This is a genomic window from Gracilimonas tropica DSM 19535 (assembly GCF_000375425.1).
GTDB lineage: Bacteria > Bacteroidota > Rhodothermia > Balneolales > Balneolaceae > Gracilimonas > Gracilimonas tropica.
In genome coordinates this window covers 485,039-502,923 of record NZ_AQXG01000002.1, presented here as the reverse complement: position 1 = coordinate 502,923, position 17,885 = coordinate 485,039, and the positions used below count along the sequence as shown (strand labels likewise).

At 41.6% G+C, this 17,885-nt stretch carries 14 protein-coding genes; 5 read left to right on the top strand and 9 right to left on the bottom strand.

What is annotated here, in order from left to right; all coding sequences use genetic code 11:
• Positions 1–59: 59 nt before the first annotated feature.
• A complete protein-coding gene (locus tag B151_RS0105855) occupies positions 60–389 on the bottom strand; it encodes a phage holin family protein (protein ID WP_020402678.1) in 330 nt (109 codons plus the stop codon).
• A gap of 16 nt (positions 390–405) precedes the next feature.
• Between B151_RS0105855 and B151_RS0105850 the strand changes: the two genes are divergently transcribed.
• Entirely contained in the window at positions 406–900 is a 495-nt protein-coding gene (locus tag B151_RS0105850) for a GNAT family N-acetyltransferase (protein WP_245550361.1), read from the top strand.
• On the opposite strand, the gene B151_RS19425 is transcribed toward B151_RS0105850, so the two are convergent.
• The gene (locus tag B151_RS19425; protein WP_020402676.1) at positions 889–1,236 is read right to left on the bottom strand and encodes an Hpt domain-containing protein; all 348 of its coding nucleotides are present in this window, start codon (positions 1,234–1,236) and stop codon (positions 889–891) included. The two genes, B151_RS0105850 and B151_RS19425, sit on opposite strands and share 12 nt — an antisense overlap.
• Before the next feature lie 433 nt (positions 1,237–1,669).
• Positions 1,670–3,502, bottom strand: coding sequence for a glutamine--fructose-6-phosphate transaminase (isomerizing) (gene glmS / locus B151_RS0105840; RefSeq protein ID WP_020402675.1), 1,833 nt, complete (start codon positions 3,500–3,502; stop codon positions 1,670–1,672).
• A gap of 102 nt (positions 3,503–3,604) precedes the next feature.
• On the opposite strand from glmS, the gene B151_RS18105 reads away from it, so the two are divergent.
• The gene (locus B151_RS18105) at positions 3,605–4,810 is read left to right on the top strand and encodes a putative sugar nucleotidyl transferase (RefSeq protein ID WP_040516596.1); all 1,206 of its coding nucleotides are present in this window, start codon (positions 3,605–3,607) and stop codon (positions 4,808–4,810) included.
• A gap of 2 nt (positions 4,811–4,812) precedes the next feature.
• Here B151_RS18105 and B151_RS0105830 read toward each other — a convergent pair whose 3' ends face one another.
• The 6 genes from B151_RS0105830 to B151_RS0105805 all read right to left on the bottom strand — a co-directional run bounded on the left by B151_RS0105830 (position 4,813) and on the right by B151_RS0105805 (position 14,012).
• Positions 4,813–6,000 (bottom strand): C40 family peptidase, encoded by a 1,188-nt coding sequence (locus tag B151_RS0105830; RefSeq protein ID WP_040516594.1) that lies wholly within the window; start codon positions 5,998–6,000, stop codon positions 4,813–4,815.
• A 23-nt stretch (positions 6,001–6,023) separates the two neighbouring features.
• A complete protein-coding gene (locus B151_RS0105825) occupies positions 6,024–7,415 on the bottom strand; it encodes a SusD/RagB family nutrient-binding outer membrane lipoprotein (protein WP_020402672.1) in 1,392 nt (463 codons plus the stop codon).
• Positions 7,416–7,425: 10 nt separating this feature from the next.
• Positions 7,426–10,890: a SusC/RagA family TonB-linked outer membrane protein gene (locus B151_RS0105820; protein WP_020402671.1), complete on the bottom strand. Its 3,465-nt coding sequence runs from the start codon at positions 10,888–10,890 to the stop codon at positions 7,426–7,428.
• 132 nt (positions 10,891–11,022) lie between these two features.
• Complete coding sequence (locus B151_RS0105815) at positions 11,023–12,057, bottom strand: FecR family protein (RefSeq protein ID WP_020402670.1); 1,035 nt, start codon at positions 12,055–12,057, stop codon at positions 11,023–11,025.
• Positions 12,058–12,176: 119 nt separating this feature from the next.
• On the bottom strand, positions 12,177–12,689 hold the full coding sequence (locus B151_RS0105810; protein ID WP_020402669.1) for an RNA polymerase sigma factor: 513 nt from the start codon (positions 12,687–12,689) through the stop codon (positions 12,177–12,179).
• Between the two features lie 150 nt (positions 12,690–12,839).
• The gene (locus tag B151_RS0105805; protein ID WP_026166514.1) at positions 12,840–14,012 is read right to left on the bottom strand and encodes a serine hydrolase domain-containing protein; all 1,173 of its coding nucleotides are present in this window, start codon (positions 14,010–14,012) and stop codon (positions 12,840–12,842) included.
• 258 nt (positions 14,013–14,270) lie between these two features.
• Here B151_RS0105805 and B151_RS0105795 point away from each other — a divergent pair, with 258 nt between their 5' ends.
• Genes B151_RS0105795 through B151_RS0105785 form a run of 3 tightly spaced genes read left to right on the top strand, consistent with a single transcriptional unit; the run spans position 14,271 to position 17,870 of the window.
• Positions 14,271–14,996 (top strand): pyridoxine 5'-phosphate synthase, encoded by a 726-nt coding sequence (locus tag B151_RS0105795; RefSeq protein ID WP_020402666.1) that lies wholly within the window; start codon positions 14,271–14,273, stop codon positions 14,994–14,996.
• A 3-nt stretch (positions 14,997–14,999) separates the two neighbouring features.
• A complete protein-coding gene (locus B151_RS0105790) occupies positions 15,000–15,893 on the top strand; it encodes a GntR family transcriptional regulator (RefSeq protein WP_040516593.1) in 894 nt (297 codons plus the stop codon).
• Between the two features lie 51 nt (positions 15,894–15,944).
• Entirely contained in the window at positions 15,945–17,870 is a 1,926-nt protein-coding gene (locus B151_RS0105785; RefSeq protein WP_020402664.1) for a DEAD/DEAH box helicase, read from the top strand.
• The last annotated feature ends 15 nt before the right edge of the window (positions 17,871–17,885 follow it).

Sequence of the window (17,885 nt, the reverse complement as noted above, 5' to 3'; positions counted from 1 at the left end):
AAAAACCTCCGGGCATTAGCCTCTGGAGGTTTTTTTATGATATGAAGGAAGTGTAAAAACTATCCAAACAATTTAAACAAAACCCAACTGATCACTGACATTACCACACCGAAGATCAGCGCCCAACTAAAACTCTCTACCTTAAACCCGTCTACCATTTTGTCTACCAACATGATCAGAGCCGCATTGATCACCAAAACAAAAAGGCCAAAAGTAAGGATGGTAATTGGTAAACTCAGAAAAAGTAAAATGGGTTTAATTAAGATATTCACTATGGCAAGAAGTGCGGCTACAAAAATGGCACTCCAAAAATTCTTTATGTGAACGCCACGTAAAAGTGAAGCCGTGGCATAAACCGAAACACTATTCAATAACCAAGCCCAGATCATAATGAGATAATTTTGATTGAAGGTTGATTCTCTCTACGACTATCACTGGAAAATGGTTACATTCTCGACTAAAAATATGAACGTTATTCTTTCTGAATTTCAAGACCTGACCTCAAAACAAGTTGAGCAAATTTTTAAATTGAGGCAGAATGTTTTCATTATAGAACAAACTTGCTTTTATGAAGACATAGACGGTGAAGATGACAAAGCCCTTCATCTTATGTTTTTTGAAAAGGAATTTTTGGCTGCATACCTGCGAATTTTTTTGCCGGGCAGTAAATACGAAAGTGAAGCAAGCTTGGGTAGAATCGTAGTGCATCCAAAATTCAGGGGAACCGGAATGGGGCCAAAGCTCATTAGAAAAGGAATTGAGTGTTGTGGTAAATCCTCAATCCGTATAGAAGCACAAGCAGCTTTACAGTCTTATTACCAAAAACTTGGGTTTGAGCCGGAAGGAGATATCTACATCGTAGATGATATTGAACACCTTCAAATGACGCTAACTCAATGATTGCTTGGTCTCAACAAGTTCCGGTATAATTGCCTTAAAGCCGGAATCTAACTTTTGTATCGAATCCGGTATCAATTCAAGGTTTGTTTCTTTTTTACCAAATTCTTCCAGTTTTTCAGCGGTTTCCTTCAACTCAGCAAGGCCTACGTACAACAACATTGGCTTTATTTTGTGTGCTTCAGCGCCCAGTTTTTTCCAAAGTTTATCCCGGTTAAAACTCTTTATGTTTTCTATGTGAGTTGGAGTTTGTTCAATGATAAGATCAATCATCTCAATCATGATCTCATGGTCATTATCAGTAACACTCTCGAGGTAGCTTAAATCAATTTTTCCCATATTCAACGTATCAATTATAGCTGAAAATTAGCGACTCAACTGATGAATAAATATTAGGGAGGATTAATGTAGAGTAGACTTTTGTAATCTAAAGGTAGGATGTGAAGAACGTACCGTTACCACCATAGTGAGAAATGAAGATGAGATTAGTATAAAAGCAGGTATTCAGGAACCTTACCCGGTAAAAATTACGATACCTACCAATACCAAAACAACGACTTTAAAAATAAATGCCTTCCAATTTTTCATTGACTTTAAGAAACTTGACTACACTAATAGTTGAGGGACTTGGATTAAAAGCAATTTTATATTCATAGTCAAGATATTAACAATGAATTATTAAATTATTTTAACCAAAAATAGACTTTTAACGAGCTTTAGGATAATATTTTTTAAGTCAATTGCTCGGTTTCTGTAAACTTATCCACAAAAATTATTCCACGGTTACACTTTTAGCGAGGTTTCTGGGTTGATCTACATTACATCCGCGATTTACTGCAACGTAATAGGAAAGTAATTGAAGCGGAATTACCGAAAGCAAAGGAGAAAAGACATCCAGGGTTTCCGGAATTGTACATGAAAACTCTGCAAGGTCAGCTACTTCATTATTTCCTGCATTAGTAATAGCGATGATTCGACCTTTTCGGGCTTTCACCTCTTCAATATTACTGATCATTTTATCATTTGTATGATGAGTAGCTGCAATGACAACCACCGGCATCATTTCGTCAATTAATGCAATAGGACCGTGCTTCATTTCAGCAGCAGGATATCCTTCGGCATGAATGTAAGAGATCTCTTTCAGCTTCAAGGCACCTTCAAGTGCTACAGGGAAACTGTAAGAGCGTCCGAGATAAAGGAAGTTGGGAGCATAAGAAAAAAGGTTGGATACATGCTGAATCTGATCGGTTTGTTTTAGAATTTCTTCGATCTTAGAAGGGATCAAAGAGAGTTCTTTAATAAGTTTTTTGGCATGCTTTTTATCAATGGTGCCTTTTTCCAAACCAAGACGGATGGCCATTAGGGTGAGAACAGTTACTTGTGCGGTAAAAGCTTTAGTAGAGGCAACACCGATCTCTGGTCCGGCATGAATGTAGACGCCGGCATCTGTTTCTCTTGCTATGGTTGAGCCGACTACATTAACAACACCTAATACCAAAGCTCCCCGTTCTTTGGCTTCCCTAAGTGCAGCCAAGGTATCAGCGGTTTCTCCACTTTGTGAAATAACGATCATTACATCGCCTTCACCAATTAGCTGTTCTTTATACCTGAATTCGGAGGCGTATTCCACTTCAACCGGTACTTTGGCCAAATATTCGAACAAATATTCACCCACCAAACCTGAATGCCAGCTTGTTCCGCAAGCAGCTATCACAATTCGGTTGGCATTCACCAGTTGCTCCATTACGCTTTCGATGCCTCCAAGCGTTACGGTGCCTTCATTAACATTAATCCGTCCCCGCAGACAATCTGAGAGTGCTTTTGGTTGTTCAAAGATCTCTTTCAACATAAAGTGATCATAGCCGCCTTTTTCAATTTCTTCAAGGCTAAGGGCCAACTCATGTACTTCTTTGGTGAGTTCTACTTGTTCGGCCGACTCTACGGTATAATCATCTTTTGTGATCACGGCTATCTCGCCATCATCAAGGTAAACCACTTTATCGGTATAAGCGGCAACTGCAGAAGCATCAGATGCGATCAGCATTTCTCCATCTCCAATGCCTAAAAGAAGAGGAGAACCTTTGCGGGCTACGATAATTTGATCGGGAAAATCAGAATGCACCAAGGCTATTCCATAGGTTCCCGTTACCTGGTGCAATGCAAGTTGAACTGCTTTCTTCAGTGAAGAGGCATCTTTGTCCAAAAAGCTTTCGATCAGTTTGGCTATTACTTCGGTATCAGTTTCAGAATAAAACTCATAGCCTTGTTCCGTTAGTTTCTTTTTGAGTGTGTTGTAATTCTCAATGATACCATTGTGAACAAGAGCTAATTTCCCGTTTTGGCTTAAATGAGGGTGAGAATTGATGTCATTCGGCTCTCCGTGGGTAGCCCACCGGGTATGGCCAATACCAATTTTTCCATGTTGGGAATCGCCAACTAATTTTTCAAGATTTGCTACCTTTCCTTTTCCTTTATTCAGTTCGAGTGTTCCGTTCAGAGTGGCCAGTCCGGCAGAGTCATACCCCCTGTATTCCAATCTCTTTAAACCGTCAATAATTACTTTACTCGCCTGTTTATTACCTACGTACCCTACAATACCACACATGTTATATCAGAATAGTTTTTATTTAAAAATGATAATATGTAAATATAACTTTAAATTAATTAAATGACGATTGAGTTCTAAGAAAATTATTAAGGGTATTGAATGAATATTTGTTTTTTTTCGGATGAGAGATCAGGGCGTTTTCATCCTCTAACATTAACTCGTCCAATGGATGATCTTCGGGTTGGGGTATTTACGATCAGGGAAAAATGGGAACGGTCATTGGCCGTTTCAAATACTTGCAGGCTGGAGCCGGAATATTTGAAAGGGGTTTTTAGAAAAGGGACGTTAGCTGAAGGTGAGTCGTGCTTATGGATAAACTCCAGGTTTTTGCCATCACAAGATTTAATACAAGCAATCAATGAGCTGGAGGACGGACAAGGGTTGGTTCATGAGGATGACTTAATCGCAGCTCGCACAGATTACCCGTTTTCTAAGGATTTCTTTAGAGATAATAATTATCCTGAAAGTGGATTAGAGAAAGTTGAGTTTTCCGGCGCTCAAAGTCTCAATAATATTTGGGACTTAGTTGAATTGAATGCACAGCAAATTGAAGCGGATATAAAACGGTCAAACATTGAGCATATCTCAAATTCCGGACTTGGAGTAGAAGCGGTTGTCCAGAATTCGGATCACATCTACATTGGCCAAAATGTAAACATAGAGCCCGGATGCATCTTTATTGCCAAAGATGGCCCCATCATTATTGAAGACGGAGCAACCATAGAAGCGGGCAGTATTTTACGAGGCCCTGTTGCTGTATGTAAAGGTGCTACGGTAAAAATGGCTGCCCGTATTTATGGTGGTACAACCATCGGCCCGGTTTGTAAAGTTGGGGGAGAGGTTTCGGGCTCCATCTTTCATTCCTATTCTAATAAAGCACACGATGGGTTCTGCGGAAATTCCATTTTCGGGCAATGGGTAAATCTTGGAGCCAATACCGTTACTTCAAATCTGAAAAATGATTACAAAGAAATACAGGTAATTGACTGGGATACCAAATCTCCTATTGATACAGGCAGACAATTTTTGGGTACCATCATGGGGGATCATTCAAAAACGGCTATCAACACCATGTTAAATACGGGTACGGTTTGTGGGGTTAGTTCCAATGTTTTTGTGGATGACCTTTCGCCAAAAGTAATTGAGTCTTTTACATGGCTTGGTCCTCAGGGTCCAGCTCTCTATCGTTTCGATAAAGCATTGGAAGTAATGAAAGCCATGATGAAACGAAGAGAGGTAGAACTAACCCCTGAGTATCAAAAAATGATGAAAAATATACTTAACAACCGTAAAGGAGATGGTTGATATCAGAATTTGATATCCTCATACATGTCTCCGGTTCTGATAATATTCCCGGAATTATTTCCGATGTATCTTCGTGCCTCGAGGTAGCGGCCTGTATTGTATTCATCATAATTCGGGGCATTTGGATCTACGCTGCTGATGCGAACCTGTCTGGATGAGTGTATAAACTCGTTGTTCCCTATCCACATACCAACGTGGACTACCCTGCGTGAAGAAGTTTCTGTTGCTTCTGATCCAAAAAATAAAAGATCACCGGGTTCAAGATTCTCCCAGTTCTTTTGGCTGTCTATTAATTTTCCGGCATGAACTTGTTGTGAAGCATCACGCGGGATGATGAGACCATTCATCAAATAGACCGTTTTTGTAAATCCACTACAGTCGACTCCTTTTGTAGATGTGCCTCCCCAAAGATAGGGGATACCCATCATTTCATACGAGGTTTCAACCAGTGCTTTTTGCGTAGCTTCCAGGTTTTGATTCCATTCATCCAGTGGCTGAGCTTCACTTTTTCTTACATAAGCAGTTCTGCCGTCAGGATAAGATACGTGGTAAAAATTACCTGAAGTCCCGGTCATTTCAAGGATATTTCCTGTGGCAAGGTCGCTGATCTTTTGCGCAGCGGAGCTTGGTTCACGGTAGCTGAAACCGTACGTCTCAGTAAAGATGATTTTCTCAGTATTGCTCCATGCATCCAATTCAGGTTCGCTTACCCGTTCAATACCACCGGCATCCACCCAGGCCAGATAATCTTCAGGAGTTCTTACATAATACCAGCCGCCATCCTTTTTAAGCACTTGTAAAGGCATGCCAAGCAAAGCCTGGGTTGCTAACTGAGCGGAATGCTGAGGAGATGACCTTAAATTGGAAACCGAGTTGTTAACGAGGGCATATTTTTTGTCACCGATTTCTTCAGTGGGAAGCAGCCTAATCTCATCTACAACTTCAATGCCTTGACTTGAAAGTGTATCTAACAAGGCTTGTTTAGCCTCAGCTAAAGTTGTTTCTCCCGTTAAAGTAAGCGGGGATTTTTTTGAAATTTCAACGGTAAATTCATTTACCCTGGTATCGGGTACATAGTGATGTTTAGTGTTAGAAATTATTTCTTCAAGGTGTTGCTGTTGGGAGCCAGAACATGCTCCCAACAGAATACTCAACACCAATGCTTTACAAATAAATATTGTGTGTTTCATAAGTTGATAATGTGAAAATTAAGTTAGTTCGCGTCCCACCAAACTTTTCCATACAAAGTATTTTCACCGTTGAATTGTCTTTCAATGGCGGTTTCGTAGTTTTCGGTGTTATTCAAAGCCTCTTCAGCCGAATAACTTTGGCGAGTAGGAACATTGGCACCTGTGGCAGCCGGAACTAAGTTTGGAAACCCGGTTCTTCGCCACTCGGCCCATCCTTCATATCCATTTAGGAACAGGTGAATATAACGCTGTGTTGCGAGTTGTTCTAATGTCCCATCATAAGCTACTTCGGGTTGAGCTGTATAAGCGGCAACATCGTCGGTACTTCCGGTCCATTGTAGGATAGATGCTTCTATTGCAGCATTATAGTTGGTTGCGTCACTTTCGGATGTCCAGCTGCGTTGAGCTGCTTCAGCACGTGCAAATAGAGCCTGCGCGTAAGTAATAAGATACACGGGTTGATCCTGATCCAGAAGGTCGGAACCTAACAAGGAATAATCCAGGTAGTTAAATTCCGAAGCTTCAGTACCAATCGGAATACCGGCATAATCACCATTACGGGATGTATCAGCAAACACAGGAAGTCTGGGGTCATCCACAGGGTTCATAATATCGAAGAGTGTTTCAGTTATTCCCCACCATTGTCTGTTACTTTCTACAACCTGTCCATACCAGAAATTTTGGTTGTCGGCATTGGCCAAATGTTGATATACAAAACTATCGTCATTTGATTCCATTACACCTGCAGTTAAGGCTGCATTGAATTCAGCTTCAGCGTCGATGCCAGATTGAGCATCTACTTCTGAGAGCCGAAGTGCCATTAACATGCGCAGGGTATTGGCAAATTTTTTCCATTTGCTCATATCTCCGTTATAAATGATATCACTTGGTATAGATCCGCTTTCATCAATCTGCGTGTTTGCTTCTTTCAATATGGCGAATAGCGCCTCATAAATTGATTCTTGTGTATCATAAGCAGGAGCTATGATATCTGTGCCTTGCAAAGCTTCCGAGTAGGGTAAATCACCCCAGCGGTCGGTTAAAAACCAAAAGTAGTAGGCTTTGAGAATTTTTGCCACTGCATATTGATTTTCGCTGGTTGGAACAGTGAATTCTTCCGTCAGAATGGTTTCCAAGTTAATTAAAGGGCCCTCGTACCAACCGTAAAAGCTGGTTCCTCCGGCTGGATATTGAGACGCATTCGGATATTGTGTTTCGGCTAAATATTGCGCCATAAACTGCCCGGTGGTGTTAGAGCTGATGCCGGGAAGCGATCGCATGGAATTAGCCAGAAGTTGTTCGGCAGTGGCTTCGCTTGGAGAGTTTGGATTTTTATTCAAATCTTCATCAATCTGAAGAAGATCACAACTGCTTGCAAAAAATAGTGCAATAAAAAGGATATATAATTTCTTCATGGTCTTATGTTTAAAAAGTGATGTTTATGTCAATTCCAAATGATCGGACGGTGTTCAACTGTCCACTTTCATACCAACTTATTGATTGGCTGCCCGTGGAGAGTTCGGATGGATCGAGGCCTTTGGGGGCATCTTGCCATATCATAAGTGGATTGCTGGCAATAAAAGCCACATTCACATTTTGGACGGGAAGTTTATTGATGAACTGATCTCCCAAATTATATCCCAATCTCACCTCTCTCAGTTTAACATAAGAAGCATCATAGATGTAGGGCTCGTTAATGCGTTGCCCTAATCGTTTATAATAGCTTTTGGCATCTACATACTCCGTTACTTCCTGGCCGGTTGATGCTACAATACCAGTAACTTTGATTCCGCCACCTTCGGCAACAGGGTCTCGGACGTTATTTCCTTTGTCGTTAATGGCAGCTGTTTTTTTGGAAAGTCCGGTTCGGTCTGCCAGCGATTGTGTTCGGCTAAAGAATTTACCACCCACCTGAAAGTCGATAGAGGCGCTTAAATTGAACCCTTTGTAACTGAGGGTGTTTTGGAGCCCACCTGTGAAATCAGGTAAAGCGCTTCCGAAATCATGAGTATTATCGGTGTAAAGAGGCAAATAATTATCATCGAGAAGTATCTTGCCGGTAGCTTCATCTCTTTGATAAGCCTGACCTACAATATGTCCAAAGGCATCGCCTTCATATGAATTTAAGTAGGTTCTTACGCCGGAATAGTAGGTAGATCCATAAGTATAAACATCGATACCGGGATAAAGCTCAACAACTTCTCCGCTGTTTTTGTTGAAATTAAAAGAAGCATCCCAGATAAAGTTTTGAGTCTGAACAGGAGTACCGCTCAGGGCAATCTCTATACCCTTATTTTCAATCAAACCTGCATTTACAGTAGAGGCTGAGTAGCCGGTAGCTCCTGAAATATCAAGGTTAATGATCTGATCTTCATTACGCTGAAGATAGTAGGTGAATTCGAGCCCTAATCTGTTAAAAAAGCGAACATCAAATCCAGCTTCATAAGAATGGGCAAATGATGGCTTAATATTTGGATTGTTCAGTGTATTTGGAATATCCAGTGTACTGATTGAGCCATAATTGGTACCTACCCAATAAAAAGGAGTAGTTTGATAGGGGCTAAGGTCAGAGCCGGCTTGCGCGTAACTTACCCTTAACTTACCAAAGGAGAGGGCATCTGCATCCAAAAGTTCACTAAACACAAAACTCCCGGATACGGATGGATACCAATAAGAATTGTTGTCTTGAGGTAGGGCTGAAGACTTGTCATTTCTGATCGAGACATCCATAAAGTAGGTGTCCATATAGCCTAACGATACCAGGCCGAATGCGCTCACAATTTTCTTATTTAGTTCGTATGAACTTACACTGGGGCGGTCTATGGAAGCTTCAATATTATAGAAGTTAGGCGCTGATAATCCACCTTCCGTTGACTGTGACACATAGGAGTAATCTCGGTCATAAACATTCCCACCGAGGCTTGCCTCAATAGAAATTTCATTCCACCGTTTCTGGTATTGGGCCAGCACCTCGTAGTTCATTTCTGTGTTCTGATATTTGCCGGTAAAATAAGCCGGAGTATTTTCGCCTCCGAATGCCGTTCTTCCATCAAGATTTTGGGTGTACATATCAGAACGAATGAACGCACTTAATGAAAGATCAGAATTCACTTCAAACGTAGTTCCGATATTCCCAAAGAGACGATCCCGGCTATCATTGCCATAATTTTCGTAGGCAATGAAATAGGGATTATCAAAATACAATGGTGTTAAGTATGCCTTATCATTTCCATCGAGGCTGCTCGTTAAATTCCAGTGCTTGAAGGTGCCATCATCATATTTATAGTCTTTTAATTCCTTCATGCTCAGTTGTCGTTCAAACCACTGGCTGAAATACCGGGAACCGGATTCGGCTCCTTGGGTAGGACGGCGAGCCTTGTTGGTGGCAAAATTCACGTTTGCTGAAACATTCCATCTTTCCGTGAAGTCAACTCCGGCACTTACACCAACATTGTTTCTGTTGAGAAATGTATTCGGCTCAACCCCTTGAATATCAGTGTTATTAAAACTGATACGTAACCTGGAATTTTCACTTCCCCCGGAAATCGTGACTCCCTGACTGAAGTTTGTTCCGGTCTCGAAATAGTTTTTTACGTTATTTGGATGTGGATCAAAAGGGGTGAGTTCTCCGTAACGTGGATCCTGAGGGTAAAAACTAAAGTACTCACGAACCAGTTTTCCATCCATTTTTGGGCCCCAGCTTTCATCGTAATTGGTTTGCACATATGGATCGCCATTAGGCAGAGTCAACCAATCCTGTGTGCTTCCTGCTCCATATTTGTTTTGATAAGGCATGATATTACCTACACGCTCTATTGCAAAGGAGGAATTCAGATCTACGGTAAAGGCTTCTGCACCTTTAGCTCCTTTGGTGGTGGTGATCATAATAACGCCATACTGTCCCCGAATACCATAAAGGGCTGAGGCCGCAGGACCTTTAAGCACATTGATAGATTCGATATCATCAGGGTTAATATCCTGTGAAATATTTCCATAGTCTCTTCCGGTAGAGCCTGCAAAGTTTGCGTTCGAAATTGGGGTTCCATCAACAACAATTAACGGCTCGTCGCCTCCGCTAATGGAATTGACACCACGAATTTTGATTTTTTGGGTGCCCCCCATACTTGCTCCGGAGGCTCCAACAACTTGCACTCCCGCAATTTTACCGGCCAGCGTTCCTATCACATTATTCTCGTTTGAGTAGGTTAAATCTTCTCCATCTACCTGTTGAGTTGAGTAGCCAATGGCTCGTTCTGAGCGTACTATGCCAAGTGCTGTAACAACAAACTCTTTGCTCAGAGAGGTAACTCTCATCGCTACATCAATTTGGGTGTTGCCATTGATGGGTATTTCCTGGGTTTGGTATCCTACAAATGAAAAAATGAGGGTGTCTTGCAACGAAGGGACATTCAACTCATAGGTTCCATTTTCATCGGTAGAAGTTCCAATGGTGGTTCCTTTTACGGAAATATTGACCCCGGGCATGGGTTCCTGCATTTCAGCATCAATAACGGTCCCGGTAATAGTTTCCGGTAACGGCGACTGTTCTTCTTCAACCGGCTCCTTGTTTAAATGTACAGCAAGGGTATTGTCTGTTTGCCGGAACCGAAGTCCTGTTTGTGCCGAAATCTCGATCAGCACTTTTTCTACAGTTGTTGTGGTTTTAGGTATTGTAATCCGCTTGTTACTTGCTTCGATTCCTATCGATTCATAAAGAAACTTCAGTTCAGTTTTTTCTTCTATTTCATTGAAAGCATCCTGAATGGTTGTTCCTTCAAATTCAATCGTTATTTCGATTTTGCTAACACTTTGCGCGGAGGTAGTGCCTGCTAAAAGTGTAGTTGCAGTAACAAAACTGAATATAAATCCCCAGATAGTACAAAAAGACATATATAGGAGTGTTCTCGTGGTTATTATTTTCATAGATTACCAATGTTAATGGGCATAGAGATGCCGGTTAATATTAGAGGTCCGTTTTAATCCGATGCGCCAACATGTGAGATTAACTCGGGCCTTTTTTAGCTACTTTTCAGATGCCTGAATAGTGACCACCTGATCTTCAATGGTATATTCAATACCAAGTACAAACTGTATAGACTGAAGAACTTGCTCCAGGCTCATACTCTTATGTTTGCCTTTTAGTTTAGCATCTTTGAGTTCTTTTCCTTTAATAATAATTTCTGTTCCATACCATCGCTCCAGCATTTTGGCTACTTCGGAAAATGGCTTGTTGTTAAAGATCAATACTTGATCTTTCCACGCAATTTGTTCCCAAATATCTCCTTCTCCTTGTTCCACTAAAGTTCCGGAGCGGTGATAGGTAGCCCATTGGTTTTTTTCCAATACAATTTGTTCTTCAGGGTTTTTGGTTGAAGGGGCGGAATTAGATGTTACACCAACTTTGCCTTCAACAACGGCTATTTGCATTTCTTTGTCGTTGTCGTAAGCCTTTATGTTGAAAGAGGTTCCAAGTACGCGGGTAGTTGTATTACCTACATGAACCAGAAAAGGCCGGTTCTTATCGGGGGCTATATCAAAATAGGCTTCGCCTTCCAGGTAAACTTCACGTTTATCCTTTTCAAACTGTTCAGGAAATTTCAGCGAACTTCCTCCATTTAAGGTGATAACGGAACCGTCACTAAATCGAAAGGTTGAAGTTTGCCCGTACGCCAAATTACGTTGCTGCAATGGTAGTTTTTCAGGTTGGGGAGCTGCTGTTTTGGTGGATTCAATGTTAAAAGTCAGGCTTAATGCGATTATGAAAACAGAAACCATAGCAACCGCTTTTACCGCCCAGCTATTATTATGTTTATTAGGCTTCAGCGGTCTTATTCTTTCCTGATTCCCTGCCTCAATATGTTGAAAGACGGATCTTTTAATATGAGTTTTATTTAGCTCAGGCGGTTTAGTTAACCTGATTTCCCTGAGAACCTGCTCCAAAATTTGAACATGCTCCGGTGACTCATCGAGCCATCCCTCAACCTGATCAAGTTCGTTTTGGGTGCAAAGTCCTAAGAGATAATTAATTAAAATCTGTTTCTTAGGTATCTCTTTCATAAACGTTTAATTAGTGTCTCTACTATTAATATCCATTTTTTGGAGGGCACCCTTACTCTGAATATTATTTTTTTTGAAGAACTGTATTGAAAGGTCGTTAGGGGGAGGAAAAAGCGTATTTAAAGGCCACGAAAGTCTTTGAGTTCTTCTCTTAAAATTCGGAGAGCTCTGCTAATTTGTCCTTCAACCGTTTTTGTGGAAATGTTCATGGTTTGGGCGATCTCTTTATAATTGAGGCCTTCTTCACGGCTAAGGAGATACGCTTGCTGGGCGCGAGTTGGAATTTTAGAGAGCGCTGTTTGATAGGCATCATCAAAATCAGGAGGATTTAGGACGGGCTCTTTCGGGGGATGGCTGGTGGTTAGGTTTCTGATGTGTTCCTGCAACCAGCTTTCGTACTGTTTTTTACTCCGTAATTTTTTTAAAGCATGGTTTCTTGCAACCTTTAAGAGGTAGCTTTTTACGGAAGGATGATCAGGATCGATGCGCTCTCTGACTTCCCAAATCTTCAAAAAAACCTCTTGTGTCCAATCTTTGAGCTGATTCGGACAATTGGTATAGAGAGATAAAAAAGACGCGATATCATCAAAATATTGCTCGAAAAAAAGTTCAAATTTTTCTTTCGTCAGCATAAGGAGATAATCAGCCCTAAGTAGGCTAAAGTCTTAGGTTTTGGGATTGAACTAAAATGTGAAATCACAATAAAAAATCATAATAAAAAATTAACAAGGTAAATATATATGATAATATTGAATTTATAAGTTTCATTAAATGACGTATAATTAAAAAATATGTTCGAGCAGATAATCCAGGATATTGCGATCGACTTGCCTGGATTGTCTTAAACTGTTAAAAACAATTGCATATCCCACATTTTGTTCCGGAACTATATAGATGTGGGAAATAAAGCCGTTTTGGTTTCCGCTGTGACCAATCAACGAAGTGCCATTACGTTCGCCCAAAAAGAAAGAAAGTCCCATTTGTTGTCCTCCGGCATTTTCAGGTGCATCACTGCCATCATCAGAAACTGCAATTTGTGGAGTAAACATCTCGCTTAAAGAGGATTTATTAAGAATGAATTCGTAAGCCTCTTTATCTGCGTTTCCCAGCAAAAAATTGAGGTATTTCATCATATCCCCAATGGGAGCATTCAGTCCTCCATTCGAAACAGTGATTCCGGTATTAAGATTAAATCTTCCTTCTTGATAACTTCCATCTTCTGATTGAAAATAACTGTGCGCTAAATCATCGAGTAGGTAGCGAGGGGTGCGATCAAAATAACTTCGATGCATTTCAAGAGGGGCAAGAATGTTTTTCTGGATATAGTATTCATAATCGTCCAAAGTGATGGTTTCGATAATTCTACCCAGGAAAATTATGCCGGGATTAGAGTAGCTCCAGTCAGAGCCGGGTTCAAAGAGTATTTTTGTATATGGAAACATCGCTACGATTTGCTCCCAGTTTTGAGGCTCATGAGGATGCCATTCCTCAGAACCTCCCCATGGCCAGGTTGGATTTCTAAAACCGGCTGAATGTGTCATCAGGTGACGAATAGTGATACCATCCATGCTGCCATATGGATTATGAACATCCCGAAGTTCGGGTAGATATTTCGTTACGGGATCATCAAGTGATAACAATCCCCGATCCCGAAGTTGCATGATCGCAATACCGGTAAATGTTTTGGTGATGGAAGCCCAGTGGAAAATGGTGCTGTCAGTGACAGGAGCCTTTGACTCAAGATTTTTTACACCATGGGTTGTCTTATAAATGGTTTCTCCATTCTGAATGATAGCCAGGGCCCCGCCAACTACTCCATGTTCATTACATTGGTCCTGAAAAAATGCGGTTAAATGTTCAAATTCATTATTCATAGCAGATGATTTTTGTTGTGCCGTCGCGTTGAAAACAGGAAGAAGCCCGGCAATCAGTAAAAGCCTAAAGAGTAATTTCATAAAACGTAGTTTAAAAGTTTCAATGTGCTAAAGAGAAAAGTGAGGCGTCTTTAGATTAACCCGTTGGAATTGTAGGAACTATAAATTCTTCATTTGAAATGATGTTTCGTTTTAAAACCTCATAAGATGAAAGGGGCAACAAAATGAATTTTGTGAAAAACAGGCCCCTCATTTTTTCCTCGAAAATTTTCATGACCTGTAAATATAAACGGATATGCTTACTTTTGAAGCGAGAATTTAAATAGTCATTCGTTTTATATGAAATTACTCGTCAATATCGATCACGTTGCAACGCTCAGGAATGCCCGGGGAGAAGGATATCCCGACCCGATTGAAGCGGCCCGGGTGTGTGAGGAAGCCGGAGCCGCCGGAATTGTATTTCACCTTCGGGGAGACCGCAGGCATATTCGGGATGAAGACGTTTTTCGCCTGAAAGAAAATGTACGCGGAAAGCTGGATTTCGAAATGGCTGCCTCCGATGAGATGCTCGATATTTGCACGAAAGTTGATCCGCATCTCTGCACATTGGTTCCGGAAGGACGTGAAGAACTGACCACCGAAGGCGGCCTCGACATGGAAACTGTTTTTGATGATTATAAGAACAGGGTTTTTCCAAAACTCCGGGAAACGGATATCGAGATCAGTTTATTTTTAGATCCAAATCTCCGGGATATTGAATTAGCCCATGAATTAGGAACGGATGCTATTGAACTTCACACCGGAACATTTGCTAATGCTGATCCAGCTAAACGACAGCACGAACTTACCCGGCTCCGAAAAGCGGCAAAAATGGCGAATGATCTGGGTATTAAATTAAATGCCGGGCATGGGTTGAATTTAGAAAATCTGCCGGATCTGCTTGAGACCATTTCTGTACTTAATGAGGTAAGCATTGGTCATGCGCTTATCAGTAAGTCTCTATTTTGGGGATTGGAACGAACGGTGAAAGCTTATCTTGAGATCATTGAAGACTTTTATGGGTGATCATTGAAAACCTCTGCCAAACATATCGCTGATCGCATTCGTCTCATGATCGCTACCAAACAATTTCAGGTGGGCGAGATGTTGCCTTCTACGCGTGAATTGGGGCAACAGCTGGAAGCGAGTTTTCATACTGTTCGTAAAGCCTATCATATTCTGGAAGATGAAGGGCTGATTCTTGGTGAACAGGGTCGAGGCTTCACGGTAAAAAACCAAACGCCGCTGCTCGATAAATCGGCACGGCTTGAAGTGGGTGGTGAGAAAGTTCAGGCATTGGTAGAAGAGTTGATCGGGTATGGGCTTGATGAATCTGAGATCGAACTCTTGTTTCAGGAGCAGTTGGGTTTTATGGAGTGGCCGGATCGTATTCAAACCTCGGCAAGTGTGGGTGAAAATCACGAGATGGGGCGGATGCTTTCGGATGCCATCAAAAAACAGGTTGGGGTGAAGAGTCAGGTAATCAGCATCAATGAATATGAGAAAGCAGCTAAATATGATGCGCTATTTATTCCCATTCACTTGGTGAATAAATTCCGAAGTCTGCGCGACAGTTTGCTGATCCTGCCGATCGTGTATGATTTCGATCCGGATATTTTGCTTTCCATGGTAGATCGCGCAGCCATTGATACCATTGGACTTGTAACCGGTGCGGAAGACACCATTCCAAAGATCATCGACGAGCTTAAACGTTCTATTCATTTTGAAGGATCTTTTGTGGCCGGGACAACATACGGGAAATCATTACCGCTGTTTGTTCGTGAATCAGATCTTATCTTGTACACCACAGACAGTGCTCGACTGGTAGAGCAAAAAGTACCGGAACGCAGTCGATTACGGCTCGAGTATCTGCTTTCAGAGAAAAGCTCGGAGATGATTCGGGCCGAATTGTGGGATCAGTAGAACATCCAACTACCAACATCGAACATTGAATTTTGAAGGGATAATTTAGATTTGATAAAAACGGTTTTACAGCAGGCGATTAATGCCATCGAAAAAGAGATATTAGCGGTCAGAGAGACTCCTTCCACGGATGTACTTTTTAGCGGAGATCTTGAGAAAATTTCCGGGGAGTATATCTATACTTTTGAAACTCAGAACAAAGGTCTTCGGTTTGCGGAAGAGATTCGAGCAAAGATCGATTCCAAAGAGTACAAAGTGCAGCCGGTGGAGTTCAAGGACAAGAAGGTTCGGCTGGAATTTCCTGAAAATGTGGGCAGTAAAATTAATGAGGTGTTCCTGGAGTGGGAGAATGATTATGTACTCAAGAAAATGGAAGAACACCTGCTTAAACTTCAGGATAAGGCAGATGAGATTTCCCAGCTAAAAGCTCTTCTCAAACCGGATGAGTATTTCAAAGAAGGGTCCGGTTCACCCCAAATAAAAGTAGATGAGTTACGAAATGAGTCTCAGCGGGATGCCATCGAAAAATCCCTGAAGAACAATATTCTGTACGTATGGGGACCTCCGGGAACGGGTAAAACGGCTACGCTTGGCTACATCGTGGCTAACTTACTCAATCAGAATAAACGGGTATTGTTTGTCTCAAATACCAATCGTGCTGTGGATGTTGGATTGCTGAGTGTGATGGATGCACTGTATGAAATTGATCCGGGATTTAATCTGCAAAACACCACCCGTTTTGGGGAAGCTGCACTAGATGATGCGAGACTCGAAGACATTCTGTTTGAACATCAGGTGAAAGCGAAACTGGATGGCCGAAAAGCCGATGCCGTTCAGTTACAAAATCTTCTCAGCAACTACGAAAAACTACAGGAAACGGTAGATGATCTCATGCGAAATGGGGAGGAGGTTCCCGAGAAATTAGACCTCGAAACGCAACTCGCCGGCAACAAAGTTGATGAACACGGCGGGATAGAATCGCTGGAAATTGAGATCGACCGGCTCATGAATTTGAATGAGCGTTATGAGTTGAAGAAGAAAAAACTGGTGGCTACAACATTAGCCAAAGTCTGTACATCAGAGCTTTTCTATAACCTGAGTTATGATGCGGTGGTGGTGGATGAAGGCTCGATGGCTGGGATTCCATACATGCTTTTGATGGCTGCTAAAAGTAAAAAACATTTGGTGGTTGCCGGCGATCCGATGCAGTTGCCTCCTATTGCCATCACGGATCATCCCGAATCGAGAGAATTTCTGGAGCAGGATATTTTTACTTTTGTATCTAAATCTGAGTCGACGGAAGATCTTTTTAACTGGCATGATTTTAACAAGGATTTTACCAGTTTTTTTGATGTGCAGTATCGCATGAAAGATGATCTGGCTGGAGTAATCAGTTCGGTGTTTTATGAGGGGAGGTTGAAATCCGGGAAACCCGCAGATGGCCGTAATTTGGATAACGGGAGTTCGGCTTCTGTGGCTTTAGTGGATACGGCCAAATACAATCCGGCGCTGGAACAGGAATCGGGTGAACGCGGATTTAAGCCAATCAACGAAGTGCACCATCGTTTGATCGAAGAAAGCGTAAAACGGCTCACTAAAAATCATTCTCCGGAAAATATTGGGATCATCGTGCCTTTCAGAAACAGTGTGTATAAAGTAAGAAGTCACCTTTGGGAAAAAGGTTTTGGTGATATCGAAGTCGGCACTATTCATACCTTTCAGGGGCGCGAAAAACCGGTTATTATTTTTGATACGGTGATGAGCGGTGAATGGCAAAATGGGGGCAAGCGACATTATTCGGTTCGCCCGTTTGATGAGAATAAAAATGGATTATCGGTTCCTCGGTTATTAAATGTGGCTTTTTCCCGAAGCAAAGAATTGCTCGTCATTATTGCGGATATGGAACACATTCAAAAGGTATACGGGAATAAATTTTTGGGAAAATTGTTAGGATCCGTAAAGGAAATCTCCCTTTAGCGAAAACTCCTTTGA